Raw genomic sequence first — 25,854 nt, forward strand, 5'->3', positions numbered from 1 at the left:
GCACGAGCGCAGCGAGGAGAGGTCATGACCACCCATCCGGACCCGGTACGGGACACTCCGGAGGCGTACTCCGCCCCGGCGCAACCGACCGAGCCGCCGGCGCAGCCCACCGCCCCGGCGGCCGCTCCCGCGCGGCCGGCGACTGCCGACTGGACCGACGGCGTGGACACCGTGCCGCGTGCCGACGGCACCCCGGGCGAGTTGCAGCCGTACACCGAGCTGGGCCTGCGCGACGACGAGTACGACCGGATCCGGCAGATCCTCGGCCGTCGACCCACCCAGTCCGAGCTGGCCATGTACTCGATCATGTGGAGCGAGCACTGCTCCTACAAGTCGAGCAAGGTGCACCTGCGCCAGTTCGGTGAGAAGGCCCCGCAGAGCGACCGCCTGCTCGCCGGCATCGGTGAGAACGCCGGTGTCGTGCAGGTCTCCGACAAGCTGGCGGTGACCTTCAAGGTCGAGTCGCACAACCACCCGAGCTTCGTCGAGCCGTACCAGGGCGCCGCGACCGGCGTCGGCGGCATCGTCCGGGACATCCTCGCCATGGGTGCCCGCCCGGTCGCGGTCATGGACCCGCTGCGCTTCGGTGCCGCGGACCACCCGGACACCGCCCGGGTGCTCACCGGCGTGGTCGCCGGCGTCGGCGGCTACGGCAACTGCCTCGGTCTGCCCAACATCGGCGGTGAGCTGGTCTTCGACCCGTCGTACCAGGGCAACCCGCTGCTCAACGCGCTCTGCCTGGGCGTGCTGCCGGTCGACCGCCTGCAGAACAAGGCCGCCGCCGGCCCCGGCAACGTGGTCGTGCTGATGGGCGCCAAGACCGGCCGGGACGGCATCGGCGGCGTGTCGGTGCTGGCCAGCGCCACCTTCGACGAGGGCAGCGAGGGGCGTCGCCCCGCCGTGCAGGTCGGTGACCCGTTCACCGAGAAGCTGCTGATCGAGGCGTGCCTGGAGCTGTACGACGGCCAGCTCGTCGTCGGCATCCAGGACCTGGGCGGCGCCGGGCTGACCTGCGCGCTCACCGAGACCGCCGCGGCGGCCGGCACCGGCATGCGGGTCTGGCTGGAGCGGGTCCCGCTGCGCGAGCCCTCGATGGACCCGCACGAGATCCTGGCCAGCGAGTCCCAGGAGCGGATGCTGCTGGTCGTCGAGCCGGACAAGCTCGAAGCGGTGCTGAAGACCTGTGAGAAGTGGGGCGTGCTCGCCACCGCGATCGGCGAGGTCACCGCACCGGAGCCGGACGGCCGCCCGGGTCGCCTGCTGATCACCTGGCGGGACCACCTCGTCGTGGACGTGCCGCCGGGTTCGCTCGTCGACGACGGCCCCGTCTACGCCCGGCCGATGCGTGAGCCGGCCGACCTGATCCTGCTCCAGGCCGACCGGGCCGAGACGCTGCCCCGCCCGGCCGACCCGGACGCGCTGCGGGAGACCCTGCTGCGCATGATCGCGTCGCCGAACCTGGCCGACAAGACCTGGGTCACCGAGCAGTACGACCGCTACGTGCTGGGCAACACCGTGCTCGCCCAGCCGGAGGACGGCGGCGTGATCCGGATCGACGAGCAGACCGGGCTCGGTGTGGCGCTGTCGGTCGACGGCAACGGCCGGTACGCCCGGCTCGACCCGTACCACGGCACCAAGCTGGCGCTCGCCGAGGCGTACCGGAACGTGGCGGTGACCGGCGCGAAGCCGATCGCCGTCACCAACTGCCTCAACTTCGGCTCGCCGGAGGACCCGGGCGTGATGTGGCAGTTCGCCGAGGCCGTGCGCGGCCTCGCGGACGGCTGCCTGGAGCTGGGCATCCCGGTGACCGGCGGCAACGTCAGCTTCTACAACCAGACCGGCGCGGCGGCCATCCACCCGACCCCGGTGGTCGGCGTGCTGGGCGTGCTGGACAACGTGGCCGACCGGGTGCCGATGGGCTTCGTCCCGCGTCCCGGCGGCGACCACGACCAGCTCTACCTGCTCGGTGAGACGAACGTGGAGCTGTCCGGCTCGGAGTGGGCCTGGGTGACGCACGAGCACCTCGGCGGCATCCCGCCGCAGGTCGACCTGCTCCGCGAGAAGGCGCTGGCCGACCTCCTGGCCGAGGCCGCCCGGGTGGGCCACCTCAGCTCGGCGCACGACCTGTCCGACGGTGGTCTCGCCCAGAGCCTGGTCGAGTCCTGCCTGCGGCGTGGTGTCGGTGCCCGGATCGCGGTGCCGGAGCAGTTTGCCGAGGGCTCGATGCCTTTCGTCTACCTGTTCAGCGAGTCCGCCACCCGGGCGCTGGTGTCGGTGCCGCGTGGCCACGACAAGGCGTTCGCGGCGCTCTGCGCCGAGCGGGGCGTGCCGTTCGAGCTGATCGGTGTCACCGACCCGTCCGGCGGGGCGCTCGAGGTGCACGGGCAGTTCCGGATCGGCCTGGACGAGCTGCGCGCCGCGCACACCGAGACGCTGCCGCGCCTCTTCGGTGGCACCGCCGCCGTCGAGGCGTCCGAGCCGGCCGCTGCCGCGACCGGGGAGCCCGCCGTCGCCGAGGTGCCCGCCCCGGCCGCCGGCGTGGCGGGTGCGGTCGAGGCCGTGCCGCTGCCGGGCGACCCGGCCGAGCCGGTGGACCCGGCAGAGGTGCTCTCCGAGCCGATCGCCTCGGCCGGCCCGTCCCCGCAGACCGGGGCTGTCGACCCGATCGGGTCGGAGCAGCCGTCCGAGTCTGAGTCCGGTGCCACCGAGTCGTCGCCTGACGAGCGCTGAGGCGTTGGCGGCGGCCGTCTACGGCCAGCCCGGGTCAGGCGCCAGGTTCGACTGGGGCCTGACCGGGGCGGCCGAACTCGGCCGGGTCTGCGCGGCGCTGGTGGTGGTGGACGTGCTCTCGTTCACCACCGCCGTGGAGGTGGCGGTCGCCCGGGGCATGCGGGTGCACCCCTTCCCGTGGGGTGAGCAGGCCGCCGAGTACGCGCTGCGGGTCGGCGCGGTCGCGGCGGTCGGACGTCGCCGGGTGACAGCCGATCACCCCTGGTCACTCTCACCCGCCGCGTTGAGCGCCGCGCCGGTGGTCGCGGACCTGGTGCTGCCCTCGCCGAACGGCTCGGCCATCAGCGCCGCCGCCAGCGCCACCGGACTGCCGGTGGTCGCGGCGTGCCTGCGTAACGCACGCGCCGTCGGGCGTTGGCTGCGCCGCCAGGGGTACGGGACGACGGACGCCCCGATCGGCGTGGTCGCCTCGGGAGAGCGGTGGCCGGACGGGTCGCTGCGCCCCTCGGTCGAAGACCAACTCGGCGCGGCGAGTGTGCTGGATGCCCTGTCCGGTGTGCCGGGCGGTCTCTCCGTGGAGGCGGCCATGGCGCTCGCCGCGCTGGCCAGCACCCCGGACGTACCCGCCGCGGTACGCGGCAGCGTCTCCGGTCGGGAGCTGACCGAGGGCGGTTTCGAGGCCGACGTCGACATCGCCGTCCAGGTGGGCGTGTCCGATGTGGTGCCGGTCCTCCGCCAAGGCGTCTTCTCCACCCCCTGACCCACCCCCCACCGGCCCCGTCCCTCCCCGTTGATCATGAAGTTATTGCCCCCGCGCTCGGCGTGTCGGGGCAATAACTTCATGATCAACGGAGTGAGACGGGGTGAGACGGGGTGCGGGGGGACAGCGGAACGGCCGCCGGGTTTTCCGGGCGGCCGTTCGGCTGTGGTGTGGGTGATGTCTGGTGCTCAGTCGTCCAGCCAGTCGAGGCGGCGGCCGCCCCGCTCGGTGGGCGGGGGAGTGTCCGGACGGGCCCGGCCACCCTGCTGCTGGCCGTAGCCGCCCTGGTCGTAGCCCCGGTCGTCGTAGCCGCCGCGTTGCTGCGGGGGTTCCTGGCCGTAGCCGCCCTGCTCGTACCCGCCACCGCCCTGGCCGTAGCCGCCCTGGTCGTAGCCTCGCTCGTCGTAGCCGCCGCGTTGCTGCGGGGGTTCCTGGCCGTAGCCGCCCTGCTCGTACCCGCCGCCGGCCTGACCGTAGCCGCCTTGGTCGTACCCGCTGGTCTGCTGGCCGTAGCCGCCGGTCGGTTCCGCCCCCCGACCGCCGCCGTACGGGGCGGTCGGATCGGGCTGGCCGTAGCCCTGGCCCTGCTCCGGCTGGTACACGCCGGTGGCGTACGGGTCGGCCGGTGCCGGGTACTGCGTGCTGTCGCCGTTGTACCGGCCGGTCGGCTCGTCGAAGCGCTCGCCGTAGCCACCGGCCGCCCCACCGGCCGGAGCCGGCGGGTAGCCGGCCGCGCCGGCCGGCGCGGTGTAGTCCCGGCTGCCGTAGCCACCGCCCGAGGAGGGGGCGCTACCGTAGCCGCCGCCCGGGGCCGTGGCGCCGCCGTAGCCCGCGCCGGAGCCGGGTGCGGTGCCGTAGCCGTCCGCACCACCGCCGTAGCCGCCGTCCGGCGTCGCCGCCGTGCCGTAGCCGCCACCGGAGGCGGGGGCGTTGCCGTAGCCGCCGTAGCCACCCTGGCCGGGTTCGTCGTCGTAGCCGGTGCCACCCCACCCTTGCTGGTCCGCCGCGCCGTAGGGCTGCGCCGGCGCGCCGTACGGGTCCGGCGGGACGTCGTCGACGACCGGGCGGTGCATCATCGTCGGCGCCTCGCTCAGCGCCGCGCCGCCGACCATGGTCGGGTCGGGGCCGGCACCGGCGCGGTTGACCACCCGGGTCTGGTCGTCGGCTCCACGGAAGGCACCGCGGGCCGCCGGCACCGCACCACCGGCACCGGCCGCGCCAGCCGTCGCCAACTCGTCATCGTCGTCGCCGCTCTCGCGGCGCTTCATCCAGAGCAGGACGATGGTGCCGACGCCGGCCGCGACCAGCAGGCCGCCGAGCAGGATGATCAGGTACGAGCCGAAGCCGCCGCCGTCGTCCTCCTCCTTGCTGGCGTTCGCCGGGGCACCGGGGCTGGCCTCCTCGGAGGGCTGCTCCTCGGCACCCTCCTCGGTCGCCTCGTCGGTGGGGGTGGCGTCGGCGGTGGGCGACGGGGTGGCGCTCGGCGTCACCTCGACCTTGATCTCCAGGCTGATCCGCTGGCCGGTGATGGTCTGCCCGGCGCTGGCGTTGAAGCTCTTGATCGCATTGATGTTGTTGGCCGACGCGCCCACGTCGATCCGGCCGGGCGTGATCGGGTTCTGGCTGCTGCCACTGAACCGGAAGTTGCCGCTGCCGTCGCTGATCGTGTCGTAGCGGTGGCCGCCGGTGTCCTGGAGGATCACGATCGCGTTCGGCACGGCCTCGCCGTTCGCCTTCACGACCACCTTGCCGGAGACCGACTTCACCGTCTGGTTCTGCGGCGGAGGCGGTGGTGCGGCCTTGCCCTTGACGGTCAGCGAGACGTTTGCGGTGTCGGGGCCCGAGGCGGCTTCGACCGCCACCGTGATGTTCGTGGTCGCGTCGCCGGCGTTGTCGTTGGCCGCGATCCGGACCAGCACCGACCCCTTCGGGCCGCCGAGGCCGCCGCCGGAGAGTTTGACATCGCCACAGCCGCTGGCGCAGCTGACGCCGGACGGCAGGCCGGAGAGGCTGACCTTCGCCGATTCGTCGTTGTCACCGCCGGTGATGCGCACGGTGATCGTTGCGTCGCTGCCGGCGTTCACCGTGACCGAGCCGGGGGAGACGTCGACCTCCGCGGCCATGGCCGGTGTGGCGGGGACGGCGAGCAGAGCGCCGGCAACCAGCGCTACGACCACACCGGCCCGCTGCTTCCAGGCACGTCGGTGTGTTGACACGTCCACCGCCTTCCGGGCTGACGTCCCTCGGTCGGCGGGGCGCCGGGCCGGGGATCATCACGGTACGAATACGCCGTCGGCCACTATGCCTTGTCTCACTGGATCGGCGCGACCCAGGGCCAGCGTCAGGTGCTCCACCTGTGGGTCGTATCGTCCCGTCGTGTCCTCTCCGCACAGTAAGTCCGCCGCCGTCGTGGCGGCTCTGTCGGCGCTCGACGAGGGGCGTACGCCCGAACGGCCGGTACTCCGGGAGGCGGTCCGGTCCTTGTTGGCCGTCCTCGCGGAGCGCGCCCCCGGCCGATCGGTGGAGGTGCGCGTCCCACCATACGGTGCGATCCAGTGCGTCCCCGGTCCTCGACACACCAGAGGAAACCCGCCGAACGTGGTCGAGATGTCGCCGCAGACCTGGTTGGAGCTGGCCACCGGCCGGATCGAGTGGGCTGACGCGGTCACCGATGGTCGTGTTCAGGTGAGTGGCATCCGGGCGGACATCTCGGCATATCTGCCCCTCTAGCTGCGCCGATGTCCGAGTGATGGTGACTCTCGGCAGGGAAATCGTGACTATCTGTATTGACACCGACTCGCGTACACTGTCAGGCGACGACAGTGGTCCCGGCCGAGAAGTGTGGATCCGCCCCGTGATCCCCGCCAGGCCGGTCCAGACCAGCATGAGGGAGCGGTAGTGCCCCGAGGCGACGGCCGGCTGAGCCACGACCTTGACCCCCAACGACCTGGCCCCCAGGATGCCTGCGGCGTCTTCGGCGTGTGGGCCCCCGGCGAAGAGGTCGCGAATCTGACCTACTTCGGTCTCTACGCCCTACAGCACCGCGGCCAGGAGGCGGCGGGCATCGCGGTCAGCGACGGCTCGGGCGTGGTGGTCTACAAGGATCTCGGCCTGGTGGCCCAGGTTTTCGACGAGCCCACCCTGGCCAGCCTGCGCGGCCACCTGGCGATCGGGCACGCCCGGTACTCCACGACCGGCGCGTCCAACTGGGAAAATGCCCAGCCGACCATCCGGTCGACCGATTCCGGCACGACCATCGCGTTGGCCCACAACGGCAACCTGGTCAACACCGCCGAGTTGGAGAAGGAGGTCGCCGAGCGCGGCCTGGTCGCGGACGGCTCGACCAACGACACCTCCCTGGTGACCATGCTGCTGGCCAGCCGCCCCGACCTGTCGGTCGAGGCCGCCGCGCTCGAGGTGCTGCCGCAGCTTCGCGGGGCGTTCAGCTTCGTCTTCATGGACGAGTCGACGCTGTACGCGGCCCGCGACCCGCACGGCGTACGCCCGCTGGTGCTCGGCCGGCTGGAACGGGGCTGGGTGGTGGCGAGCGAGACCGCCGCGCTGGACATCGTCGGCGCGAGCGTGGTGCGCGAGATCGAGCCCGGCGAGCTGATCGCGATCGACGAGGAGGGGTTGCGGTCCACCCGGTTCGCCGCGCCCGAGCCGAAGGGCTGCCTCTTCGAGTACGTCTACATCGCCCGTCCCGACGCGACCATCGCCGGGCGCAACGTGCACGCCGCGCGGGTGCAGATCGGCCGGCAGTTGGCCAAGGAGCACCCGGTCGAGGCCGACCTGGTCATCCCGGTGCCGGAGTCCGGCACGCCGGCCGCGATCGGTTACGCGGAGGCGTCCGGCATCACCTACGGCGCGGGCCTCATGAAGAACCCGTACGTGGGGCGTACCTTCATCCAGCCGTCGCAGACCCTGCGTCAGCTCGGCATCCGACTCAAGCTCAATCCTCTGCGGCAGAACGTCCGGGGCAAGCGGCTGGTGGTCGTGGACGACTCGATCGTGCGCGGCAACACGCAGCGGGCCATCGTCCGGATGTTGCGCGAGGCGGGGGCGCTCGAGGTGCACGTCCGGATCTCCTCCCCGCCGGTCAGTTGGCCGTGCTTCTACGGCATCGACTTCGCCACCCGGGCGGAGCTGCTGGCCAACGGGCTGGACAACGACGGCATCCGGCGCTCCATCGGTGCCGACACGCTGGGCTACGTCTCACTTCCCGGCCTGATCGCCGCGACCGAGCAGCCGAAGACTCGGCTGTGTCGGGCGTGTTTCGATGGGGAGTACCCGATCGAGCTGCCGGCTGGCAACCTGATCGGCAAGCACGTCCTCGAAGGGATGGGCCGCCGGGTCGCCAACGCGACGCCGGAGGCTCCGGAGAGCTTCGGCTCGCTCGTCGCCACTCCGGGTGGCGTGACCGCAAACCGCCCGTAGCACCAACCGGCGCGGCCCGGCCACCGCCGGCGCGGCACCGAGAACCACAAAAGGGGAGAACCGTGACGCACGTGTCCGAGCGCAGCGGCGCAGGAAGCAGCCCGAACGGCGCTGGTAGCGACCACCAGCCGTGGACGGGTGGTGCCGGCCGCCAGCGGGGCAAGCGCTCCGTCTCGTACGCCGACGCCGGGGTCTCCATCGACGCGGGCGACCGCGCGGTCGAGCTGCTGAAGTCGAAGGTGCGGGAGACCCGGCGCCCCGAGGTGCTGGGCGACCTCGGCGGCTTCGCCGGCCTGTTCCGGCTGGACACGAAGAAGTACAAGAACCCGATCCTGGCGTCCTCGACCGATGGTGTGGGCACCAAGCTGGTCATCGCCCAGCAGATGGACATCCACGACACGGTCGGCATCGACCTGGTCGCGATGGTCGTCGACGACCTGGTGGCCTGCGGCGCCGAGCCGCTCTTCCTGCTCGACTACATCGCCACCGGCGAGGTCGTGCCGGACAAGGTGGCCGAGATCGGCGCGGGCATCGCCGACGGCTGCCGGTACGCCGGCTGCGCGCTGCTGGGCGGGGAGACCGCCGAGCACCCCGGTGTGCTGCGCCCGGACGAGTACGACATCTCCGCGACCGGCGTCGGTGTGGTCGAGGAGGCCGACATCCTCAGCCCGGAGCGCGTCGAGGTGGGTGACGTGGTCATCGCCATGCGCTCCTCCGGTCTGCACTCCAACGGCTACTCCCTGGTCCGGCACGTGCTGCTCGGTGCGGCCCGGATGCGACTGGACATCGTGATCGACGACTTCGGCCGGCAGCGGACCCTCGGTGAGGAGCTGCTGACTCCCACCAAGATCTACGCCAAGGACTGCCTCAAGCTGATCGAGGAGGCCGAGGTGCGGGCGCTGTCGCACATCACCGGCGGCGGCATCCCGGGCAACCTGGTGCGGGTCCTTCCCGAGCACGTCGACGCGGTGGTCAACCGGTCCACCTGGAAGCCGCAGCCCATCTTCGACCTGATCCAGTCCAAGGGTCGGATCGACGACCAGGACATGGAGTCGACGTTCAACATGGGCGTCGGCATGTTCGCGATCGTCTCCGCCGAGGACGCCGACCGCGCCCTGGCCACGCTCACCGGCCGTGGGGTCGAGGCATGGCAGGCGGGCGAGATCATCGAGGGCACCGGCAACGTGCAGATGGTGGGTCAGCACACCCGGGGATGATCACGCTCCGGTGACCGTACGGGTACCTGATCAGGGCTTCACCCGAGTGGCCGGCGCCGCCTAGCCTGAAAGGCTCGGGCTGGGCGGAGGAGGGTGATGGCTGCTGGGGAACCGATGTTCAGCGGGATGCGCGGACTGGCCGCGGTCCCGTCGTACGTCGTCATGCAGCCCACCACCCTGTGCAACCTCGACTGCGCGTACTGCTACCTGCCGTTCCGGGCCGTCGACCGGCGGATGTCGGTGCCGGTGGCCGAGGCGGTGGCGGCGGCGGTCAATCCGTGGGCGGCCGCCGGGCGCTTCTCCGTGGTGTGGCACGGCGGCGAGCCGCTGGCGGCCGGTCGGGACCACCTGGCCGCCCTGATCGCGCCCTTCGGCCCGGAGGTCGAACACCATGTGCAGACGAACGCGACGTTGATCGACGACGAGTGGTGCGAGTTCTTCGCCCGGCACGAGATGCGGGTGAGCGTGAGCGTCGACGGGCCGCGCGAGCGCAACGGGGACCGGGTCAACCGGGGCGGTCAGCCGGCGTACGACCGGATCCTGCGCGGTGTGGCCGCGCTGCGTCGGCACGGCCTGCCCTTCTCCGCGCTGGCCGTGGTGTCCCGGCCGGCGCCGGGGCTCGCCGCGGAGCTGTACGACTACTTCCTCGACCTGGGCTGCGATGTGCTGGGCATCAACATCGAGGAGACCGAGGGCGTCAACACCCGGGACAACAGCCACGACCCGGCGGCGGTGACCACGTTCTGGGCAGAGTTGGTGACGGCCTGGCGGCGGGCCCCCCGGATCCATCTCCGGGAGGTCGAGTGGTCGTTGCGGTACGCGGCGGCGGTCCTCGACGGCACGGCGGACGGTGTGTTGCCCCGCCGGTTGGATCCGATACCGACCATTGGGCACGACGGGTCGGTGACGGTGCTCTCCCCGGAGTTGGCCGGCTTCACCGATCCGCACTACGACGACTTCAGCAGCGGGAACGTGCTGACCACCCCGCTGGCCCGGATCCTGGCCGGTGCCACGTCGACTCCGTGGGTCGGCGAGTTTCTGACCGGGGTGGAAGCGTGTCGGGCGTCGTGCCCGTACTTCGGCTTCTGTGGTGGCGGCCACGCCGCCAACCGTTACTTCGAGCTGGGGCGTTTTGACGGTACGGAGACCGAGCACTGCCGCAACAGCAAGATCCGCCTATTGGAGGGAGTGTTGGAGCATGCCCGAGACCACCAGTCACCGGCGGCCTGAGCGCGAAGCGGACGATGCCCCGGACGACGTCACCGAACGCGTGCGGGAGGCCGCCCCCGGGCTTGTCGCGCTGTTGCAGGAGGCCGCGGACGCGCGGCGGCTGCGGGCCGAGGTGCCGGGCGGCGACGGCGTCAGTGCCGTCTGCGCCTGGAACCACTTCGAGAACATCCCGACCTTCTACAACTGGAACAACCGGCCGCGCTAGGGCGGCCGTGATCAGGGGCCTGTCGGTCGGTCGGAGTTGTCCCCGGCCAGGGCAGGCCCCTGATGATCGGCACCGATCTCGCTCCCGAAGGACACATGCGTGAGCACGCGGGGGTTACCGCGTGCTCAGCTGCGTCGAGAGGTCAGCGGGTCGGACGGACCCAGGGATCCGGGTCGTCGTCCGCGTGATTCTCATCATCGTCGTCGACGAACTCTTTTGAGTCGTCGTCGAAGTGGTGCTCAGACTTACCAGCACCCGCCAGTTCGCGCTGCAAGGCGGTGAGGTCGGTGTTCGGGGAGTGGTACTTCAACTCCCGGGCCACCTTCGTCTGCTTGGCCTTAGCACGGCCGCGCCCCATGGCTCGACCCCCTCGCACAGAATGCGGGGCAGCCCGAAGGCGGGCCCCGATGACGTCAGGCATCTCTCGTGGCTCTTACGGTACATGGGGATGCCATCGTTCGGCACCTCGGGTTACCGTCAGCCGGCTCTGCGCGTCGCGGCGATCCGGCCGTCACCCAGTGTACCTGGTAAGGAGCGGAACGGAGAGCACCCGTGACACCGGGCAAAACACGCCAAACGTGACCCGGGGCTCAGCTTACCGAGTCACGCCGGTACGGGAGGCCCGGAGGCGGATCCCGGTCGATCCGCCTCCGGGGTGGGTCAGCGCAGGTGGATCGTGCGCAGCCGGCCGACCTCGGCCATCCGCCGCTCGGCGAGCCGGTCCGCGGCGACCGCGGGCGGCACGCCCTCGGCGTCCGCCAGGCGCAGGATCTCCCGGGTGGTGTCGTAGATCCGGGTGGCCCGCAGCTTCGCCCGGTCGAAGTTGAAGCCCTCGATCTCGTCGGCCACCTGGATCACGCCGCCGGCGTTGACCACGTAGTCCGGCGCGTAGAGGATGCCCCGGTCGGCCAGCAGCTTCTCGATCCCGGGGTGCGCGAGCTGGTTGTTCGCCGCGCCGGCCACCACCTTGGCGCGCAGTGCCGGAACGGTGTCGTCGTTCAGCGCGCCGCCCAGCGCGCAGGGGGCGTACACGTCGATGTCCGCCGCGGTCAGCGCGCTGGCGTCGTCCACCAGGGTGACCTGCGGGTGGTTGGTGCGTACCCAGGCCAGGGCCTTCGGGTTGACGTCGGTGGCGACCACCTCGGCGCCGTCCTCCAGCAGGTGCCCGGTCAGGTACTTGCCGACCTTGCCCAGGCCCGCGACGCCGACCCGACGGCCGCTCAGGCTCGGCGTGCCCCAGACGTGCTCGGCGGCCGCCCGCATGCCCTGGAAGACGCCCCAGGCGGTCAGGATCGACGAGTCGCCGGCACCCCCGTGCTCCACGCTGCGGCCGGTCACGTAGCGGGTCTCCCGGGCGATGACGTCCATGTCGGGTACGTAGGTGCCGACGTCGCAGGCGGTGTAGTAGCGGCCGGCCAGCGACTCCACGAACCGGCCGTACGCGCGCAGCAGCGCCTCGCTCTTGATCTGCTCCGGGTCACCCCAGATGACGGCCTTGCCGCCGCCCAGGTCCAGGCCGGCGAGCGCGTTCTTGTACGCCATCCCCCGGGACAGGTCGAGCACGTCGGCGAGGGCGTCGTCCTCGCTGGCGTACGGGTAGAAGCGGGTGCCGCCGAGCGCGGGCCCCAGCGCGGTGGAGTAGATCCCGATGATCGCCTTGAGGCCGCTCTGCTTGTCCTGGCAGAAGACGACCTGCTCGTGGCCGGTTGATACCGGGTCGTCGGTGCTCGCGAATACGCCCATGACTGGCTCCTACGGTGGTGTGCGTTCCTTGTGGGACGCGGACCTGGTGGACCCCGGCGGGGATGCTGCCGGTGTGATCGAGCCTAGTATCGGCCGCCCTGCGGATGCCCGACGCGCCGCCGCCGTCCCACGGTGCGGCGCGCACGGTCCGGCCGCTGGCCGCGCGGGGATGCGGTTCGTGGGAGGATCGCGCGGTGCCGTCGCTCTTCGCTTCTTACCTGCGCGTGTACGAGCCGCTGACCGCCTTCGACCGGGACCGGCAGAGTTACTGGCGTCGCTACGTCTCGGAGGGACGGGCGGTCGCCCCGGTCGAGGGACCCGGCCGGCAACGGACGGCGGTGATCGAGGCACTGGGCGCGGGCTGGACCCGGCTGCCCGACCTGCCCGAGGAGGCGTACGTCCTGGAGACGGATGAGAGCCTGCTGGTCTGCCCCTGGAACCTGCGCATCCGGGTCGCTGAGGCGGCGCTCAACGCCCGGGACGGGGTGCCCCCGGTGCTCGCCGACGCCTTCGTGCCGCCGGTGCTCGCCGGGCAGGCCCGGGCGGTCGTCGACGACTGGCGCAGCGGCGCGCGGGTGTTGGAGCACGGGGTGCCCCGGGTGCACGAGCAGATCGCCACCTGGGGCGTACCCCTGCGGTGGTTCGTGCTCTTCGACCCGGCGGAGCGGGACCACGTCACCCAGCCCGGCCGGCGGGCGCTGCGCTACCGGACGGAGATCTCCAAGGCCCGTCGCCGTTCGTCCCGGGCGTTGTCGGTGCTGCGCAAGTCGGTGGGCGAGGCGCCGATCACCGAGGCGGTCCAGGAGGCGGCCCGCTGGCTGGAGGAGTTCCACCCGCGCTCGGTGGTGGAGCTGGACTACGGCGGCCTGGTCGACCTGCTCTCCGACGAGACCCTCGCCGCGGACGACTCGCCCGAGCTGGTCGCCGGTGGTCTCGCCGGCCTGTCCCGGGGGGAGGCGGACGAGGCGTCGGCCGCGTACGACAAGTTGGTGGCCCGCTGGCGCGCCGTGCAGCTCCTGGAGCGGTGCAACTAAGGCAAATCGCCCCTAGGAGCGCTCCCAAGGCGAGGGTGTCTCGTAGTTGACGCATCACGAACCGTGATCATGAGTCCGAATAAGGTACTTTCTGCCGTGTAAAAGTCGTAAAAATCGGGCATGGTTCATCCGTCCGTCTAGGGACCTTCATCCGTTCGGCCCATGTCGGACATCGGGGACTAGCCGGACCATGGGAGACGCGTCGGCCGGCGGGACCCCGGCCGATGTCTATACATGTGGAGGAGTGACCGATGGCATCGCGAACGCACGAACCAGAGCCGCTGCTCACACCGGCCGAGGTGGCGTCGATGTTCCGTGTCGACCCGAAGACGGTGACCCGGTGGGCGAAGGCCGGCAAGCTCAGCGCCATCCGCACCCTGGGTGGCCACCGTCGATACCGCGAGTCGGAGGTCAGGGCGCTGCTACAGGGCCAGATCCCGCAGCAGCGGCAGGGCGACTGACCGATAGAGCTTTCCGAAAAGGGGCGGTGGATCTCGATCCACCGCCCCTTTTCCTGTCTGCTTCGGGCCGCCCTCGGTTTCCGCGCGTCAGTCCGCGTCGTCGGGGCCGGTCAAGGTCACCCGGATGCCGATCGTGCCGCCCTCGCCGCGCCGCAACCGGCTGCCCAGCAGGCTGAGCCGACCGATCAGGCGGTACTTGTGCTTGAGCAGGTCGCGGACCCGGCCCGTGTCGCGCCCTCCGTAGAGGGTCGCGTGGGCGGGCACCTCCGCACCGTGCGGGCGGCCCCGTACGTCGCAGGGCGCCACGGTCACCTCGCCGTTGTGGCGGATCCGCTTGACCTTCCCCGAGTCGGCCCGGGTCCACACCGCCAACGCGTCCCCGTCGCGGACCGCCCACACCGGGGTCGGCACCGCCCGGCCGTCCTTGCGGAAGGTCGTGAGCAGGAGGTACTTCTCGGCCGACAGCCGGTCCAGGGTGGTCACGCCGACAGGATAGGCCGCTGCGGGCCGCTGAGCGGCCAGATAGCGTGAACGCCGTGACGGGCGAGCCTGCAATCGGTGACGTGGTCGGCGAGCTGCTGCGGGACGCGCTCGCCGTGGCGACCGGGGTCGGCCCCCGGCCGATGGTCGGGGGTCGGCTGCCCCGGCCGGTCATCGAGATCATCGAACGGGACGACGGCCTGATCAACGGCGCTCCGGCGGCGCACTACCTCGACGGGCCGGCCGACTGGCAGCCGTACGACCACCGGGCCGTCGACCGGGCCCGGGGCGAGACCCTGGATGTCGGTACCGGGGCGGGCCGGATCGCGCTGCTGCTCCAGGAGCGCGGGGTACCCGTCACCGGGCTCGACACCTCGGCGGGCGCGTTGGACGTGAGCCGGCGTCGGGGCGTACGACGGCTGGTGCACGGCACGGTGGACACGCACGTGGCCGACGGCCGGCGGTACGACACGTTCCTGCTGCTCGGTAACAACCTCGGGCTGTTCGAGGGGCGCGAGCGGGCTCCGGTGTTCCTCGACGCACTCGCCGCGCTGGCCCGACCGGGTGCCCAGATCATCGCGCACGGCACCAACCCGTACGGCACCCGCGACCCGGTGCACACCGGCTACCACGAGCGCAACCGGCGTCGGGGGCGGTTCGGTGGCCAGCTCCGGCTCCGGCTGCGCTACCGGGAACTGGGCACCGAATGGTTCGACTACCTGGTCTGCTCGCCGGACGAGTTCGCCGAGTTGGTACACGGCAGCGGGTGGCGGTTGACCGATGTGGACGACCGGGACGCCCCCTACTACCTGGCCACCCTGCGGCTCGCCGGCTGAGCGACGGCTCCTGCGCCGTGTCTGGTGCAGGAGCCGTCGTACGGCTCAGACCTGAACGGTCGGGGGCAGCGGCTCGGGCGGGAGGCCGCCGTCGCCGTCGACGACCTCGTCGGGGGTGCCGTCCTCGTCGATGTCGACCATGGTGATGTCCACCTTGCCGTCACCATCAGTGTCGAACTGGAACAGGTCGGCCTTGCCGTCGCCGTCGGTGTCCACCACCCACACGTCGGTCTTGCCGTCGTTGTTGGTGTCGGCGCGCAGCAGGTCGACCCGCTCGTCGCCCCGGGTCTCAACGGTCTCGGAGTCGGCGGTGACGCTCTCCGGTGCCTGGCTCATCTCGATGCGGTCCTTCCCTTTGGTTGACGGGCCGTACGTACCCGATCCCGCGCTCCCCCACGCATCGGCCGGCTCGGGCGCTGTCTAGGGTCGCACCATGAGTGAGCGTGGCTGGCGTGGCGGAGATCCCGCGCGTCGCCGGGGCGGACAGGGAGGCGTGATGAACGATCGTTTCGTGGTCGTCGGTGCGGGCACGATGGGGCTCGGCATCGCGTACGTGGCGGCCGGCGCCGGCCACGCCGTCGAACTGGTCGAGGTGGACGCGGACCGGGGCGCGACCGCGCTGACCCGGCTCGCCGACCTGTGGGAGCGCGCGGTGCAGCGCGGCAAGCTGACCGCCGACCAGGCCGCCGCGAACCGGGAGCGGGTGCTCCTGCGGCCGAGTCTCGCCGAGGTCGCCGCCGCGCCGCAGGTGGTCGTGGAGGCGGTGCCGGAGCGGCTGGACCTGAAGCGGGCGGTGCTGCGCGACGCCGCCGCCCTGGAGCCGGCCCTGCTCGGCAGCAACACGTCAAGCATCGCCATCGGCGAGCTGGCCGCCGGGCTGGCCGCCCCGGAGCGCTTCCTCGGCCTGCACTTCTTCAACCCCGTCTGGGCGATGCCCCTGCTGGAGATCGTGGTCGGCCCGGCCACCGCCGAGGAGACCACCACCGCGGCCGTCGCGCTCGCCGGTCGGTTGGGCAAGGACCCCGTCGTCGTACGCGACATGCCCGGCTTCGCGACCTCCCGCCTCGGGGTCACCCTCGGGCTGGAGGCGATCCGGATGGTCGCCGACGAGGTGGCCAGCCCGGCCGACATCGACAAGGCGATGGTGCTCGGCTACCGGCACCCCATCGGGCCCCTGGAACTGACCGACCTGGTCGGCCTGGACGTGCGCCTCGACATCGCCCGTACCCTCCAGGCCGCGTACGGGGACCGCTTCGCGCCACCGGAGCTGCTGGTGGAGATGGTGGCCGCCGGGCGGCTGGGCAAGAAGTCCGGGCACGGCTTCTACCGCTGGGAAGGCGGTGTCAAGCAATGAGTGGTCTGCGGATCGAGGAGCGGTCGGACCGGCTCGTGGTGACGCTGGCCCGGCCGGAGAAGCGCAACGCCATCGACGCCGACCTGATCGGCGAACTGCACGAGGTCTGCGCCGAGTTGGAGGCCCGCCCCCGGCTGCTGCTCCTGACCGGCGGCGCGGAGGGCATCTTCGCCGGCGGCGCCGACATCGGTCAGCTCCGCGAGCGGGGCCGCACGGACGCCCTGGCCGCGATCAACTCGGCCGCCTTCGCGCGGATCAGGGCACTGCCCATGCCGAGCGTGGCCGCCGTCGACGGGCCGGCGCTGGGCGGCGGCGCGGAACTGGCGTACGCCTGCGATCTTCGGGTGTGTACGGCCCGGGCGGTCTTCGGTCAGCCGGAGGTGCGGTTGGGCATCCTGGCCGGCGCCGGCGCGACCCACCGGCTGCCGGCCCTCGTCGGCGAGGGGCGGGCCAAGGAGTTGCTGTTCACCGGCCGTCGGGTGGACGCCGCGGAGGCCCTGCGGATCGGCCTGGTGAACCGGGTGGTGGACGAGCCCGGCGAGCTGCTGACGACGGCGCACGGGCTGTTGGACGAGATGGCCCAGGCCTCGCCTCTGGCATTGCGGCTCACCAAGCTGGCCGTCGACGCGCCGGCCGCCGCGCACCCGCAGCTCGACCTGGTGAGTCAGGCGGTGCTCTTCGAGGACGAGGAGAAGCACCGCCGGATGACCGAGTTCCTGGACCGCCGCCGGGCCCGCTGACGCGGCGACGGAAACGGCCGCACCGGCTGCGGAGCCGGTGCGGCCGTCGAGGTCCGCGGATGACGCTCAGTGCCGGATCTGCACCCCGGAGTCGGCGAGCGCCCGGATCACCTGGGCCGACTCACCGAAGCCGATGATCAGCACGGCGTCGGCGCCGAACTCCTTGATCTCCTTCGCGCCGCCGGAGAAGTCCACCGGCGCCGCCTTGGCGTCGGCCGGCGGGTCGTACGTGAGCAGCTTGAGCCGGTCACCGGGGATGCCGGCCTTCTCCAGTTCGTCCCGGACGGTGGCCTGCAGACCCTCACCGTAGGAGTCCTTGCGGGCGACGATGACGATCTTCTGCGACCCGTCGCGGAGGACCACGTCGGCCAGTGCCCGGCCCTGGAGGCTGTCCGGCGGGGCGGTACGGAAGTAGAGGCCCTTGTCCTCGACGTCGGTCAGGCTGGCGTCGGTGTTCGACGGCGAGAAGAGGATCTTTCCGGCCTTGACCACGTCCGGCAGCACCTCCCGGGAGATGCCCGAGGCGCCCGCGCCGATGATGATGCTGACCCCGTCCGCCACGTGCTTGGCGACTGTCGCCTTGGCCACCGCCGGGCTGGTGCCGTCGTCGCCGTCCTTCCACGTCACCGGCTTGCCCAGCACGCCGCCAGCGGCGTTGATCTCCCGGATGGCCAGTGCCGCGCCGGCCGCCATCGGCGGGTACGCGATCGCCAGATCACCGGTCTTCGGCAGCAGACCGCCCACGATCAGCGGCTTCTGGTCGTCGGCGTCACCGGCGCGTGGCTTCTTGCCCTTCGGCGGGGTCTTGGTGCTCGCCGCCGACTCGGCGCCCGCGCCGACGAACTCGGTCTTGCCGTCGTTGAGCTGCTGGCCGTCGAAGGTCAGCGTGGCGTAGCTCGCGGTGGCCGGCTCGCCCTTGTCGGTGAAGCCGGCGCGGGTCAGCGAGACGCTGCGGTACTCGATGTCCTGCCCGGCCCGGGCCAGCGTGAGACAGCTGGCCGGGTCCTCGCAGCGCTGACCGTTGTTGGTCACGCCGACGATCTGCTTGGCGATGGCGGCCGGGTCGGTGCTGCCGGCCAGTTGCGCGGCGAGCACACCGATGACCACCGCGTCGTACGTCTCGGCCGAGTAGAGGTAGTCCGTCAGCGCCGGATTGACGGACCGTAGCCGGCTCTTGAAGTCATCGGGCAGCGGTGTGAGCGGCGTGGTCCCCTTCATTCCGTCGACGAGGTCGGCACGCTCCTTCAACTCCGCTGGGTAGGAGTTCAGCATGTTGCCGTCCGTGCCGTAGAGGCGCACCTGTTGGGCGCTCCCCTCCTCGGCCTTGTCATCCCCGCAAGCGCTCGTGGCGAGCAGGATCGTCGCGCAGGCGGCCAGTGTGGCCACCCGCGAGCGGCGTGATACGAGCATGGTCGTCCTTCCTCCGGCGAAGGTCCGCTGCGCACATTAGCGTGCCGGGGCCGGTCGCGGTGCCGTGGAGGTGGCGCAATGCGTAGGTAGCTCACGTTGAATACGCAGAGTGACGGAAGTGTGAGGGCTTGACCCCTCCTCCTACTGTGCGCTGGGTGACGGACCTACCACAGCAGACGTTCGACGACGCGACCGCCGTACTCCGTTCGGCGCTGTCCGGGGACTCCGACGCCGTGACGGGTGCGTTCGACGCCGTCGTCGACCGGGACGGCCTGTCCGGGGCGTACGGGGTCGCCTGGTGCCTCGCCGCGACGATGGTCGGTGACGCGCCGACGAGCACCGGATGCGCGCTCGACTTCCCGGGCATCGAGCAGGCGGACTACGACACCCGCTGGGTGGCCCGCTTCGTGAGCGCCTACGCCAACCGGGACGTACCGACCGGCGAGGCACTGTTCGGCGCGGCGGCGGCCGACGGGCTGCTCGCCGACTGCCTGCGCACGCTGGCCGGTTCGACGATCGCCACCCTGCGCAGCCGCGCCGAGTGAACGCGGCACCCGCGTCGGGCGCCGCGTCCCCGGGGCCGTTCAGAAGGCGTGGTACGCGACCAGCGGCTCGTACTCGTAGCGCAGGTTCTCGAAGCGGACCCGGAAGTTGACCCCGTCCTTGACGTTCGTCGCGACGACGGTCCAGCCGGAGTTGGCCGGCAGGTAGGTCCAGTAGTTGCACTTGCTGGTCTTGTCGATGAAGATCACGCAGGCTTCGGTGGCGTACGCGCTGGCGTTGCGGACGTTGATGTCACGGCACCGGGTCGTGGTGCGGTACGGGCCGGCCTGGCCGCCGTACCCGCCGGTCTGAAAGAACGAGCGGACCGCGCCGCCGTAGCAGGTGGCGAGCGGGGCGAAGAGGTTCGGCCCCGAGGTGAAGTCGGTGGAGCCGGTGCCCGGGGTGGCCGTGGCGGCCCGGGCGGGCGCGCCGGTGGCGAGCAGCGCGGCGGCGGTGGCGACGGCGAGCAGGCGAGCGGTCGGGGATGACATGCAGGCGGCCTCCGGAAACAGTTAACTGACTGTCCGTATTGGACGGACGAGCTGACCGTGACGATGATACTGATCGATCAATGGCGGCGTGATCCCGGATCGTCGGTCGGGTGTGATAGCTCTGGGGCATGTCCGAGGCCATGCTCAGCAAGGTGCGCAAGCTGCTCGCCCAGGCCGAGGACCCGGCCTGCACACCCGCCGAGTCGGCGGCGTTCACCGCCAAGGCGACCGAGCTGATCGCCCGCTACGGCGTCGACCGGGCGCTGCTCGCGGTCCGCGACCCCGCCACCGACCCGGTCGGCGACCGCGTGCTCGACATCGTCGCCCCGTACGCGCGGGACAAGGTCGGCCTGCTCGCGGCGGTCGCCGAGCCACTGCGCTGCCGCTGCGTCCGGCGCAAGCAGGGCAACGGGTTCGTCGCCCACCTGTTCGGCTTCGCCAGCGACCTCGAACGCGTGGACCTGCTCTTCACCTCACTGCTCGTGCAGGCCGCACACGGCCTGGCTGCCACGGCGGTGCCGGCGGACGACCATCCGGCCGCCTTCCGGCGGTCCTGGCTCGCCGGCTTCGCGGAGGTGATCGGTGGGCGACTCTGGGCGGCCGAGTCGGCGGCGGCCAGCGAGTCGGGGGCCCCGTCGATGGCGTTGGTCCTGGCCGACCGCTCCGATCGGGTGCAGCGGCGGCTCACCGAGGAGTACCCGCGACTGCGTACCGCCCCGGCCCGTCGGCTCGGTGGCACGGGCTTCGGCTCCGGCGCCGAGGCGGGCAGTCGCGCGCACCTGGGCGGCCGGAACCTCGACACCGGCCGGGTCGGCCGACAACTCGGCCGCTGACACGCGCCCTGGTCAGGCGGTCTGCTGGCCGCGGGACACCGCGGCGAGATAGCGGGTCAGCAACTCGTGCCAGCCCGCGGTGAGCGCCTTGCGATAGCCCTCGGCCGCCTCACCGTGCCGGTCGAAGTGCCGGTGCTCCAGCTCCACCCGGGTCCGCTCCGGCCCGTCGGCCAGGAACAGGACCTCGACCTCGCTCGCCTTCGCCGGGTCCGGCACCGGTACCCGGTCCGGCCCGATTTGCCAGGCGAAGACCAGCCGTCGCGGCGGATCCCAGGTGAGCACCCGACCCCAGTCGGCACGGAAGCCGTACGGGCCGATCTCGTAGAGCATGCCGCCGGCCTGCGGCTCCATGCCCAGCTCGGCGAGAGCCTCCGGCCCGGACCAGGTGTACTCGGTGACCCACCACTCGGTCAGCTCATCGGTGAACACGGCGAACGCCCGCTCGGCGGAACCGGGGACGAGGAGGCTGCACCGTAAGGAGAACCGCTCCAGGTCCTGCCGGATGTCGGCCGGATCAGCCATCCCCTGTCCCATAGGCCCGGACCATACCGGCTGATGCCCGGGTGTGCAGCTTCGCGCGGTGCCCTGTTCCAGACAGTGGGTTGCCGAGCCGTCACGGACGGGATGCCCCGCCGGAAAGCGGGTAACCGCGCCGGACGGTCCGAACGACCGGGTCGGCGCGACGGGCGGAGCGGGAGAGCATGAGCGAGGACGCGCAGCAACGAAGGCCGGACCGCGTCCGACCCGGTTGATCGACTCGACTTCGGCGACATCGCGGTATCCCGGTCGCTGCGATACCCCGACTTCGCCGAAAGCGAGTCGATCAAGGGGTAGGCAGGGCGCTCAGGGCACAAAAAAGCAAGATCCCCACCTGCGTATTCGCTGGTGGGGACCTCTGTAGCCCGGCGAAAGGCTATGTGGCCAGGGGCGGGGTCGAACCGCCGACCTTCCGATTTTCAGTCGGACGCTCGTACCAACTGAGCTACCTGGCCGCGTTGCTCGGCTCATGCTACCCGTCAGCAGATTGAACTGCTCACAGGATCACACGCTCCGATACGCAGAACGCCGCGCGATGCGCGGCGTCAGCGCTGCGGTCCTGACGGGACTTGAACCCGCGACCTCCGCCTTGACAGGGCGGCGAGCACTCCAACTGCTCCACAGGACCTAGCTTGTGTTGCTCCGACTTGCGCCGGTCGTGCCCCCAACGGGATTCGAACCCGTGCTACCGCCTTGAAAGGGCGGCGTCCTGGGCCGCTAGACGATGAGGGCGGCCCCGCCATCATTGCACATTCGCAACTTCAAGCGGACTTGCTCCCATCCGGCCCCGCCGGAGGCTTGGAAAGCATACGTGATGCCTGGCCGGTCGACAAAACCGGTATGGCCGGGGCCGTCGTGGAGCGCATAACCGCAGGTCAGAGCCCATCTGCCTTGAGTCGGGTGATGCCGTAGCGGTGCTTCAGGTCGGCGATCAGGTGGGGGCAGGCGGCGAGCGTCGCGGCCCGGTTTCCGCCTCCGTCGTGCAGCAGCACGATGGAACCGGGACGTGCCGCGTTGTGGACCCGCTTGGCGATCGTGGCGGCGGTCGGCTTGTCCCAGTCCTGCGGGTCGACGGCCCAGTGCAGCGGACGCATGCCGAGCTCCTTGGCCACGGTGAGGACTTCCGGCGTCCACCGGCCACCGGGCTGGCGGTAGAAGGGGACCGGTGTGCCCGGGGCGGCCGTCTGGATGGCCTTGTTGGTGCGGGCCAGGTCGGCCTTGATGTCGGCGACCGGCCGGCGGGCGAGGTCGAGGTCGTGTCGCCAACTGTGGTTGCACAGTTGGTGGCCCTCCCGGACGATCCGTCGGATCAGCTCCGGGTGTCGCTGGGCTTCCTGGCCCACCACGCAGAAGGTGGCCGTCACATGGGCCGCCTTCAGTTGGTTGAGCACCTTCGGTGTCCAGGCCGGGCTGGGACCGTCGTCGAAGGTCAGCGCCACGGGTCGTACGCCGGTGTTGCGCCGCAGCCCGGCCGGGAGCTTCGCCGGCAGCGGTCGCAGCGGCGGCTTGGTGGGCTTGGCGTGGGTGGCGCTCGGCGAAGGGGTGGGCTTCGGCGTGGGTACGGCGGACGACTCGACGGGCTGCGGTGGCCCGGCGACGTGGATGGCAGTGTCTGGCTGAGCGCAACCGGACAAGACCAGCACCACGGCGAGGACGGACGCCAGGGCGGCGCGGGCTTGCATCTGTTCGCTCCCGGAGGGTCGGGGTGGGCGGACCACTCCGACGGTAGTGGAAGCGACCAGGGAGCCGACAGGTCGGTCAGGCCTCCCGCGACTGGTCCAGCGAGTCGCGGACCGCCACCGCCAGCGAGACCGCTTCGGCCAGGTCGACCGGGCGGACCACGCCGGCGGGTAACCCGTCGGCCCGCCAGCCCGGGCCGGCGGCGAGGATCAGCAGCGGGCGGCGGGGTGCGGCGAGCAGCGCGCTGAGCTGGGCCGGGTCGGCGGTGGCCCGGGTGTGTGACCAGAGCACCACGGCGGCCGGTCCGGTCCGGTTGACCGCCTCGACGAGGGCGGCCACCGGCACCCGGGCGCCCAGCATCCGGTAGCCCACCCCGGCCTCGGCGAGCGCGGCGGCCAGTGCTTCCAGGGGGAGGGTGTGCTGCTCCTCGTCGGCGCAGGAGAGCAGGATCCGGGCCGGCCCGGCGGGCGGGTTGGCCCGGCTGGCCGCGGCGAACGCCTCCGACACGCACCGGGAGACCAGGTGTTCCACCTCGATGAGGCCGGAGGTGGCGACGTGCCGCTCACCGATGCCGGCGAGCACGGGCCGCAGCAGGGTCTCCCAGGTGGCGATGATCCCGCTGGCGGCGATCGTGTGCGCGATCGTCTCGTTGATCGCCGCCGCGTCCAGGCGCATGGCGGCGCGGGCCAGGCCCCGGGCCGCCGGGCCGGCACGGCCCACCCCGATGGCGCCGCCCCCGTCGCGGCTCGCCGGTCGGATCCGGCCCCGGGTGGCGGCGTCCAGAAGGGTACGGTCCGGCGTCTGCCGGGCCCACCGGGCCGCTTCGGCCGGGCTGACGCCCTCGGCGGTCAACCGCCGCATGGTTTCGAGGCGGGCCAGGTCGGCCGGCGTGTACCGACGGTGATGGCCGGGTACGTGCTCGCTGGGCCCGAGCCCGTAGCGCTGGTGCCAGGTGCGCAGGGTGGTGACCGCGACCCCCAGCCGGCGCGCGACGGCGCCCGCGCTCAACGCCTCATCGGCCACCCGACCGCTCCGCCGCGTCGTCCGCCGGCGCTCCGGGCGGGGTCGTGGTGAAGCCGGGGGCGTCCGACGAGGACCCCGAGGGGCGCAGCAGCCGGTTCACCACCCCGCCCAGCCAGGGGGCGTACGACCGGGGGTCCTGGTCGAGTTCGGTCTCCAGGGCGGCCGGGTCGGCCCAGCGCAGCTCGGCCACCTCGTCCGGGTCGGGGCGCAGTGGCGCGGCGGGTAGGAACTCGCCGCGCAGCACATGGTCGTACTCGAACTCGACCCGGCCGGTGGCGGGGTCCTCGGCGTAGTAGACGTAGACGCCCACCTCGGTCAGCTCGACCGGACCGGTGCCCAGTTCCTCGCGCAGTCGTCGGTTGGCCGCCTCGGTGAGCGACTCACCCGGACGCGGGTGGCCGCAGCAGGAGTTCGCCCAGCGCAGCGGGAACCGGGTCTTGACCGCGGCCCGTCGTTGCAGCAGCACCTGGCCGTCCGGGTCGACGAGCAGCACCGAGAACGCCCGGTGCAGTTGCCCCGGCGGTTGGTGAGCGGCGGCGACGGTGGTGTCGCCGTGGGCTCGCCCGGCGTCGTCGACCAGCTCGACGAGATGGTCCTCGCGGCTGCTCATCGTCCCTCTCCCGTGATCCGGCCGGCGGCCAGCTTGCCAGAGATCAACACCATCGGTACGCCCACGCCGGGCTGCGTGCCGGAGCCGACGAAGACGACGTTCGACAGGTGGCGGTGCAGGTTCGACGGGCGGAACGGCCCGGTCTGGAAGAGGGTGTGCGCGGCGGCGAACGGTGTGCCGGCGGCCATCCCCTGTTCGGCCCACTCGGCGGGGGTGATCGCCCGCAACACCTCCACCCCGGCGCCGAACCCGACGTAGCCACGCTCCTCGAGCGTCGCGATGAGCTGGTCGCCGTAGCGCTGGGTCAGGTCGCCGCGCCACTCGAAGGGTGCCCGGTCGAGGTTCGGCACGGGCGCGAGCACGTAGTAGGTGTGCCGATCCGGTGGTGCCACCGACGGGTCGGTCCGACTGGGATTGGTGACCAGCAGCGACGGATCGGTCATCAGCTCGCCCCTGCGGATGACCTCATCGAAGGTGCCCTTCCACGCGCGTCCGAAGTGGATGTTGTGGTGGGCGATCTTCGCATAGCCCTGCCGCGAGCCGACGTGCAGGACGACGCAGGACGGCGAGTAGGTGAGGCGGCGCGCGGGCGCGGCGGGGAGCAGGTCCCGGTAGGCGACCGGCAGGTCCGGGTTGAGCACCACCACGTCCGCCGGCACCAGCTCGCCGTCGGCGGTCAGCACGCCGGTGGCCCGCCCGTTCGCGGTCTCCACCCGGGTCACCGTGGTGTCGTACCGGATCTGCACGCCGTGCTTCTCGGCCGCGCCGGCCATCGCCCGGGAGACCGCGTGGATGCCGCCGCGGGGGAAGTAGACCCCGGCCACCGAGTCGAGGTACGCGATGACCGCGTAGATGGCCAGCGCGTCGTGCGGGGCGAGCCCGGCGTACATCGCCTGGAAGGAGAAGATCCGCTGGGTACGGGGGTCCCGGAAGAATTGATTGATCTTGGTCTGGAGGCGGCGGAAGGCCCCACCGGTGAGCAGCTTGAGCAGGTTGCCGGTGAGCAGGTCGGTCGGCGCGTCCAGGTTGCGCTCGATGAAGTCGGCCCGCTCCAGCCGCCACAGCTCCCGCGCGTAGTCGACGAAGCGCAGGTAGCCGTCGGCCTCGCGGGGACCGCAGACCCGGGAGATCTCGGCCGCCATCCGGGTGGTGTCGGTGCGTACGTCGAGGGTCGACCCGTCCGGGTAGTACGCCCGATACGCCGGGTCCAGGGGAGTCAGGTCGAGCCAGTCGCGCAGCTCCTCGCCGACCGCTCCGAGCGCCTCGGCGATGAGGTCGGGCATGGTGAGCACGGTCGGGCCAGTGTCGAACTCGTAGCCGTCGACCGCGAGCCGCCCGGCCCGCCCGCCGGGGACCGACTCGCGCTCCAGCACCGTCACCTGCCGGCCGCTGCCGGCCAGGTGCAGCGCGCAGGCGAGGCCGCCCAGCCCGGCGCCCACGACCACCACCCGATCCGTTCGTCCCGTCACCGTCCGCACGTGACCACCTCCTCGAGATCCT

26 protein-coding genes and 3 tRNA genes are annotated in these 25,854 nt (G+C 71.9%); 14 read left to right on the forward strand and 15 right to left on the reverse strand.

Annotation, left to right across the window (positions count from 1 at the left end; genetic code table 11):
• The first annotated feature begins 24 nt into the window (after positions 1-24).
• Together purL and ACN263_RS30900 are read left to right on the forward strand one after the other, a co-directional pair.
• A complete protein-coding gene (purL, locus tag ACN263_RS30895) occupies positions 25-2,730 on the forward strand; it encodes a phosphoribosylformylglycinamidine synthase subunit PurL (RefSeq protein ID WP_422737710.1) in 2,706 nt (901 codons plus the stop codon).
• Positions 2,731-2,734: 4 nt separating this feature from the next.
• Positions 2,735-3,490 (forward strand): 2-phosphosulfolactate phosphatase, encoded by a 756-nt coding sequence (locus ACN263_RS30900; RefSeq protein WP_422740881.1) that lies wholly within the window; start codon positions 2,735-2,737, stop codon positions 3,488-3,490.
• A 188-nt stretch (positions 3,491-3,678) separates the two neighbouring features.
• Here the strand turns inward: ACN263_RS30900 and ACN263_RS30905 are convergent, their stop codons facing one another.
• On the reverse strand, positions 3,679-5,706 hold the full coding sequence (locus ACN263_RS30905; protein ID WP_422737711.1) for a hypothetical protein: 2,028 nt from the start codon (positions 5,704-5,706) through the stop codon (positions 3,679-3,681).
• 160 nt (positions 5,707-5,866) lie between these two features.
• Here ACN263_RS30905 and ACN263_RS30910 point away from each other — a divergent pair, with 160 nt between their 5' ends.
• From ACN263_RS30910 to amcA, 5 genes are all read left to right on the forward strand, one after another.
• Positions 5,867-6,220: a sterol carrier family protein gene (locus ACN263_RS30910; protein ID WP_422737712.1), complete on the forward strand. Its 354-nt coding sequence runs from the start codon at positions 5,867-5,869 to the stop codon at positions 6,218-6,220.
• A 168-nt stretch (positions 6,221-6,388) separates the two neighbouring features.
• Entirely contained in the window at positions 6,389-7,927 is a 1,539-nt protein-coding gene (gene purF / locus ACN263_RS30915) for an amidophosphoribosyltransferase (protein WP_355048409.1), read from the forward strand.
• 62 nt (positions 7,928-7,989) lie between these two features.
• On the forward strand, positions 7,990-9,144 hold the full coding sequence (gene purM / locus ACN263_RS30920) for a phosphoribosylformylglycinamidine cyclo-ligase (protein ID WP_355048408.1): 1,155 nt from the start codon (positions 7,990-7,992) through the stop codon (positions 9,142-9,144).
• A gap of 126 nt (positions 9,145-9,270) precedes the next feature.
• Entirely contained in the window at positions 9,271-10,374 is a 1,104-nt protein-coding gene (gene amcB, locus ACN263_RS30925) for a cyclophane-forming radical SAM peptide maturase AmcB (protein ID WP_422740882.1), read from the forward strand.
• Positions 10,343-10,579 (forward strand): multiple cyclophane-containing RiPP AmcA, encoded by a 237-nt coding sequence (amcA, locus tag ACN263_RS30930; protein WP_422737713.1) that lies wholly within the window; start codon positions 10,343-10,345, stop codon positions 10,577-10,579. The genes amcB and amcA overlap by 32 nt, the downstream gene beginning before the upstream one ends.
• A gap of 142 nt (positions 10,580-10,721) precedes the next feature.
• On the opposite strand, the gene ACN263_RS30935 is transcribed toward amcA, so the two are convergent.
• Together ACN263_RS30935 and ACN263_RS30940 are read right to left on the reverse strand one after the other, a co-directional pair.
• Positions 10,722-10,937 carry a DUF3073 domain-containing protein gene (locus ACN263_RS30935; RefSeq protein WP_007454329.1) on the reverse strand — a complete coding sequence of 72 codons (216 nt, stop codon included), beginning with the start codon at positions 10,935-10,937 and terminating at the stop codon, positions 10,722-10,724.
• A 302-nt stretch (positions 10,938-11,239) separates the two neighbouring features.
• Positions 11,240-12,322 carry a Glu/Leu/Phe/Val family dehydrogenase gene (locus tag ACN263_RS30940; RefSeq protein ID WP_422737714.1) on the reverse strand — a complete coding sequence of 361 codons (1,083 nt, stop codon included), beginning with the start codon at positions 12,320-12,322 and terminating at the stop codon, positions 11,240-11,242.
• A 194-nt stretch (positions 12,323-12,516) separates the two neighbouring features.
• On the opposite strand from ACN263_RS30940, the gene ACN263_RS30945 reads away from it, so the two are divergent.
• Complete coding sequence (locus ACN263_RS30945) at positions 12,517-13,356, forward strand: hypothetical protein (protein WP_422737715.1); 840 nt, start codon at positions 12,517-12,519, stop codon at positions 13,354-13,356.
• 251 nt (positions 13,357-13,607) lie between these two features.
• Positions 13,608-13,817: a BldC family transcriptional regulator gene (locus ACN263_RS30950; RefSeq protein WP_007073996.1), complete on the forward strand. Its 210-nt coding sequence runs from the start codon at positions 13,608-13,610 to the stop codon at positions 13,815-13,817.
• An 87-nt stretch (positions 13,818-13,904) separates the two neighbouring features.
• On the opposite strand, the gene ACN263_RS30955 is transcribed toward ACN263_RS30950, so the two are convergent.
• Complete coding sequence (locus tag ACN263_RS30955; protein WP_422737716.1) at positions 13,905-14,300, reverse strand: PPOX class F420-dependent oxidoreductase; 396 nt, start codon at positions 14,298-14,300, stop codon at positions 13,905-13,907.
• Between the two features lie 53 nt (positions 14,301-14,353).
• On the opposite strand from ACN263_RS30955, the gene ACN263_RS30960 reads away from it, so the two are divergent.
• The gene (locus ACN263_RS30960; protein ID WP_422737717.1) at positions 14,354-15,133 is read left to right on the forward strand and encodes a class I SAM-dependent methyltransferase; all 780 of its coding nucleotides are present in this window, start codon (positions 14,354-14,356) and stop codon (positions 15,131-15,133) included.
• Between the two features lie 45 nt (positions 15,134-15,178).
• Here ACN263_RS30960 and ACN263_RS30965 read toward each other — a convergent pair whose 3' ends face one another.
• On the reverse strand, positions 15,179-15,469 hold the full coding sequence (locus tag ACN263_RS30965; protein WP_422737718.1) for a hypothetical protein: 291 nt from the start codon (positions 15,467-15,469) through the stop codon (positions 15,179-15,181).
• Between the two features lie 160 nt (positions 15,470-15,629).
• Between ACN263_RS30965 and ACN263_RS30970 the strand changes: the two genes are divergently transcribed.
• Positions 15,630-16,487 (forward strand): 3-hydroxyacyl-CoA dehydrogenase family protein, encoded by an 858-nt coding sequence (locus ACN263_RS30970; RefSeq protein ID WP_422737719.1) that lies wholly within the window; start codon positions 15,630-15,632, stop codon positions 16,485-16,487.
• On the forward strand, positions 16,484-17,227 hold the full coding sequence (locus ACN263_RS30975) for an enoyl-CoA hydratase/isomerase family protein (RefSeq protein WP_422737720.1): 744 nt from the start codon (positions 16,484-16,486) through the stop codon (positions 17,225-17,227). Before ACN263_RS30970 ends, ACN263_RS30975 begins: the two co-directional genes overlap by 4 nt.
• Before the next feature lie 66 nt (positions 17,228-17,293).
• Here the strand turns inward: ACN263_RS30975 and ACN263_RS30980 are convergent, their stop codons facing one another.
• Positions 17,294-18,637, reverse strand: coding sequence for an ABC transporter substrate-binding protein (locus ACN263_RS30980; RefSeq protein WP_422737721.1), 1,344 nt, complete (start codon positions 18,635-18,637; stop codon positions 17,294-17,296).
• A 155-nt stretch (positions 18,638-18,792) separates the two neighbouring features.
• Between ACN263_RS30980 and ACN263_RS30985 the strand changes: the two genes are divergently transcribed.
• Positions 18,793-19,182, forward strand: coding sequence for a hypothetical protein (locus ACN263_RS30985; protein ID WP_422737722.1), 390 nt, complete (start codon positions 18,793-18,795; stop codon positions 19,180-19,182).
• Between the two features lie 39 nt (positions 19,183-19,221).
• Here the strand turns inward: ACN263_RS30985 and ACN263_RS30990 are convergent, their stop codons facing one another.
• Positions 19,222-19,671 (reverse strand): hypothetical protein, encoded by a 450-nt coding sequence (locus ACN263_RS30990; protein ID WP_422737723.1) that lies wholly within the window; start codon positions 19,669-19,671, stop codon positions 19,222-19,224.
• A 128-nt stretch (positions 19,672-19,799) separates the two neighbouring features.
• On the opposite strand from ACN263_RS30990, the gene ACN263_RS30995 reads away from it, so the two are divergent.
• Positions 19,800-20,504 carry a DUF2786 domain-containing protein gene (locus tag ACN263_RS30995; RefSeq protein WP_422737724.1) on the forward strand — a complete coding sequence of 235 codons (705 nt, stop codon included), beginning with the start codon at positions 19,800-19,802 and terminating at the stop codon, positions 20,502-20,504.
• A gap of 12 nt (positions 20,505-20,516) precedes the next feature.
• On the opposite strand, the gene ACN263_RS31000 is transcribed toward ACN263_RS30995, so the two are convergent.
• The 8 genes from ACN263_RS31000 to crtI all read right to left on the reverse strand — a co-directional run bounded on the left by ACN263_RS31000 (position 20,517) and on the right by crtI (position 25,832).
• The gene (locus tag ACN263_RS31000) at positions 20,517-21,038 is read right to left on the reverse strand and encodes an SRPBCC family protein (RefSeq protein ID WP_422737725.1); all 522 of its coding nucleotides are present in this window, start codon (positions 21,036-21,038) and stop codon (positions 20,517-20,519) included.
• Positions 21,039-21,422: 384 nt separating this feature from the next.
• A tRNA-Phe gene (locus ACN263_RS31005) sits at positions 21,423-21,496 on the reverse strand.
• Between the two features lie 99 nt (positions 21,497-21,595).
• Positions 21,596-21,669, reverse strand: a tRNA-Asp gene (locus ACN263_RS31010).
• A 31-nt stretch (positions 21,670-21,700) separates the two neighbouring features.
• Positions 21,701-21,773 (reverse strand) — tRNA-Glu (locus tag ACN263_RS31015).
• Positions 21,774-21,916: 143 nt separating this feature from the next.
• The gene (locus ACN263_RS31020; RefSeq protein WP_422737726.1) at positions 21,917-22,723 is read right to left on the reverse strand and encodes a polysaccharide deacetylase family protein; all 807 of its coding nucleotides are present in this window, start codon (positions 22,721-22,723) and stop codon (positions 21,917-21,919) included.
• Between the two features lie 76 nt (positions 22,724-22,799).
• Positions 22,800-23,744 (reverse strand): MerR family transcriptional regulator, encoded by a 945-nt coding sequence (locus tag ACN263_RS31025; protein WP_422737727.1) that lies wholly within the window; start codon positions 23,742-23,744, stop codon positions 22,800-22,802.
• Positions 23,734-24,354 (reverse strand): isopentenyl-diphosphate Delta-isomerase, encoded by a 621-nt coding sequence (idi, locus tag ACN263_RS31030; protein WP_422737728.1) that lies wholly within the window; start codon positions 24,352-24,354, stop codon positions 23,734-23,736. Before idi ends, ACN263_RS31025 begins: the two co-directional genes overlap by 11 nt.
• On the reverse strand, positions 24,351-25,832 hold the full coding sequence (crtI, locus tag ACN263_RS31035; protein WP_422737729.1) for a phytoene desaturase family protein: 1,482 nt from the start codon (positions 25,830-25,832) through the stop codon (positions 24,351-24,353). Before crtI ends, idi begins: the two co-directional genes overlap by 4 nt.
• Between the last annotated feature and the right edge of the window lie 22 nt (positions 25,833-25,854).

Origin of the sequence: Micromonospora sp. WMMD729 (genome assembly GCF_049315225.1) — a bacterium.
Classification (GTDB): domain Bacteria; phylum Actinomycetota; class Actinomycetes; order Mycobacteriales; family Micromonosporaceae; genus Micromonospora.

Coding starts and splice junctions, on each gene's coding strand:
- purL (WP_422737710.1), top strand. CDS start 25: ATGACCACCCATCCGGACCCGGTACGGGACACTCCGGAGGCGTACTCC.
- amcB (WP_422740882.1), top strand. CDS start 9,271: ATGCGCGGACTGGCCGCGGTCCCGTCGTACGTCGTCATGCAGCCCACC.
- amcA (WP_422737713.1), top strand. CDS start 10,343: ATGCCCGAGACCACCAGTCACCGGCGGCCTGAGCGCGAAGCGGACGAT.
- ACN263_RS30935 (WP_007454329.1), bottom strand. CDS start 10,937: ATGGGGCGCGGCCGTGCTAAGGCCAAGCAGACGAAGGTGGCCCGGGAG.
- ACN263_RS30940 (WP_422737714.1), bottom strand. CDS start 12,322: ATGGGCGTATTCGCGAGCACCGACGACCCGGTATCAACCGGCCACGAG.
- ACN263_RS30950 (WP_007073996.1), top strand. CDS start 13,608: ATGGCATCGCGAACGCACGAACCAGAGCCGCTGCTCACACCGGCCGAG.
- ACN263_RS30965 (WP_422737718.1), bottom strand. CDS start 15,469: ATGAGCCAGGCACCGGAGAGCGTCACCGCCGACTCCGAGACCGTTGAG.
- ACN263_RS30970 (WP_422737719.1), top strand. CDS start 15,630: ATGAACGATCGTTTCGTGGTCGTCGGTGCGGGCACGATGGGGCTCGGC.
- ACN263_RS30975 (WP_422737720.1), top strand. CDS start 16,484: ATGAGTGGTCTGCGGATCGAGGAGCGGTCGGACCGGCTCGTGGTGACG.
- ACN263_RS30980 (WP_422737721.1), bottom strand. CDS start 18,637: ATGCTCGTATCACGCCGCTCGCGGGTGGCCACACTGGCCGCCTGCGCG.
- ACN263_RS30990 (WP_422737723.1), bottom strand. CDS start 19,671: ATGTCATCCCCGACCGCTCGCCTGCTCGCCGTCGCCACCGCCGCCGCG.
- ACN263_RS30995 (WP_422737724.1), top strand. CDS start 19,800: ATGTCCGAGGCCATGCTCAGCAAGGTGCGCAAGCTGCTCGCCCAGGCC.
- ACN263_RS31000 (WP_422737725.1), bottom strand. CDS start 21,038: ATGGGACAGGGGATGGCTGATCCGGCCGACATCCGGCAGGACCTGGAG.
- ACN263_RS31020 (WP_422737726.1), bottom strand. CDS start 22,723: ATGCAAGCCCGCGCCGCCCTGGCGTCCGTCCTCGCCGTGGTGCTGGTC.
- idi (WP_422737728.1), bottom strand. CDS start 24,354: ATGAGCAGCCGCGAGGACCATCTCGTCGAGCTGGTCGACGACGCCGGG.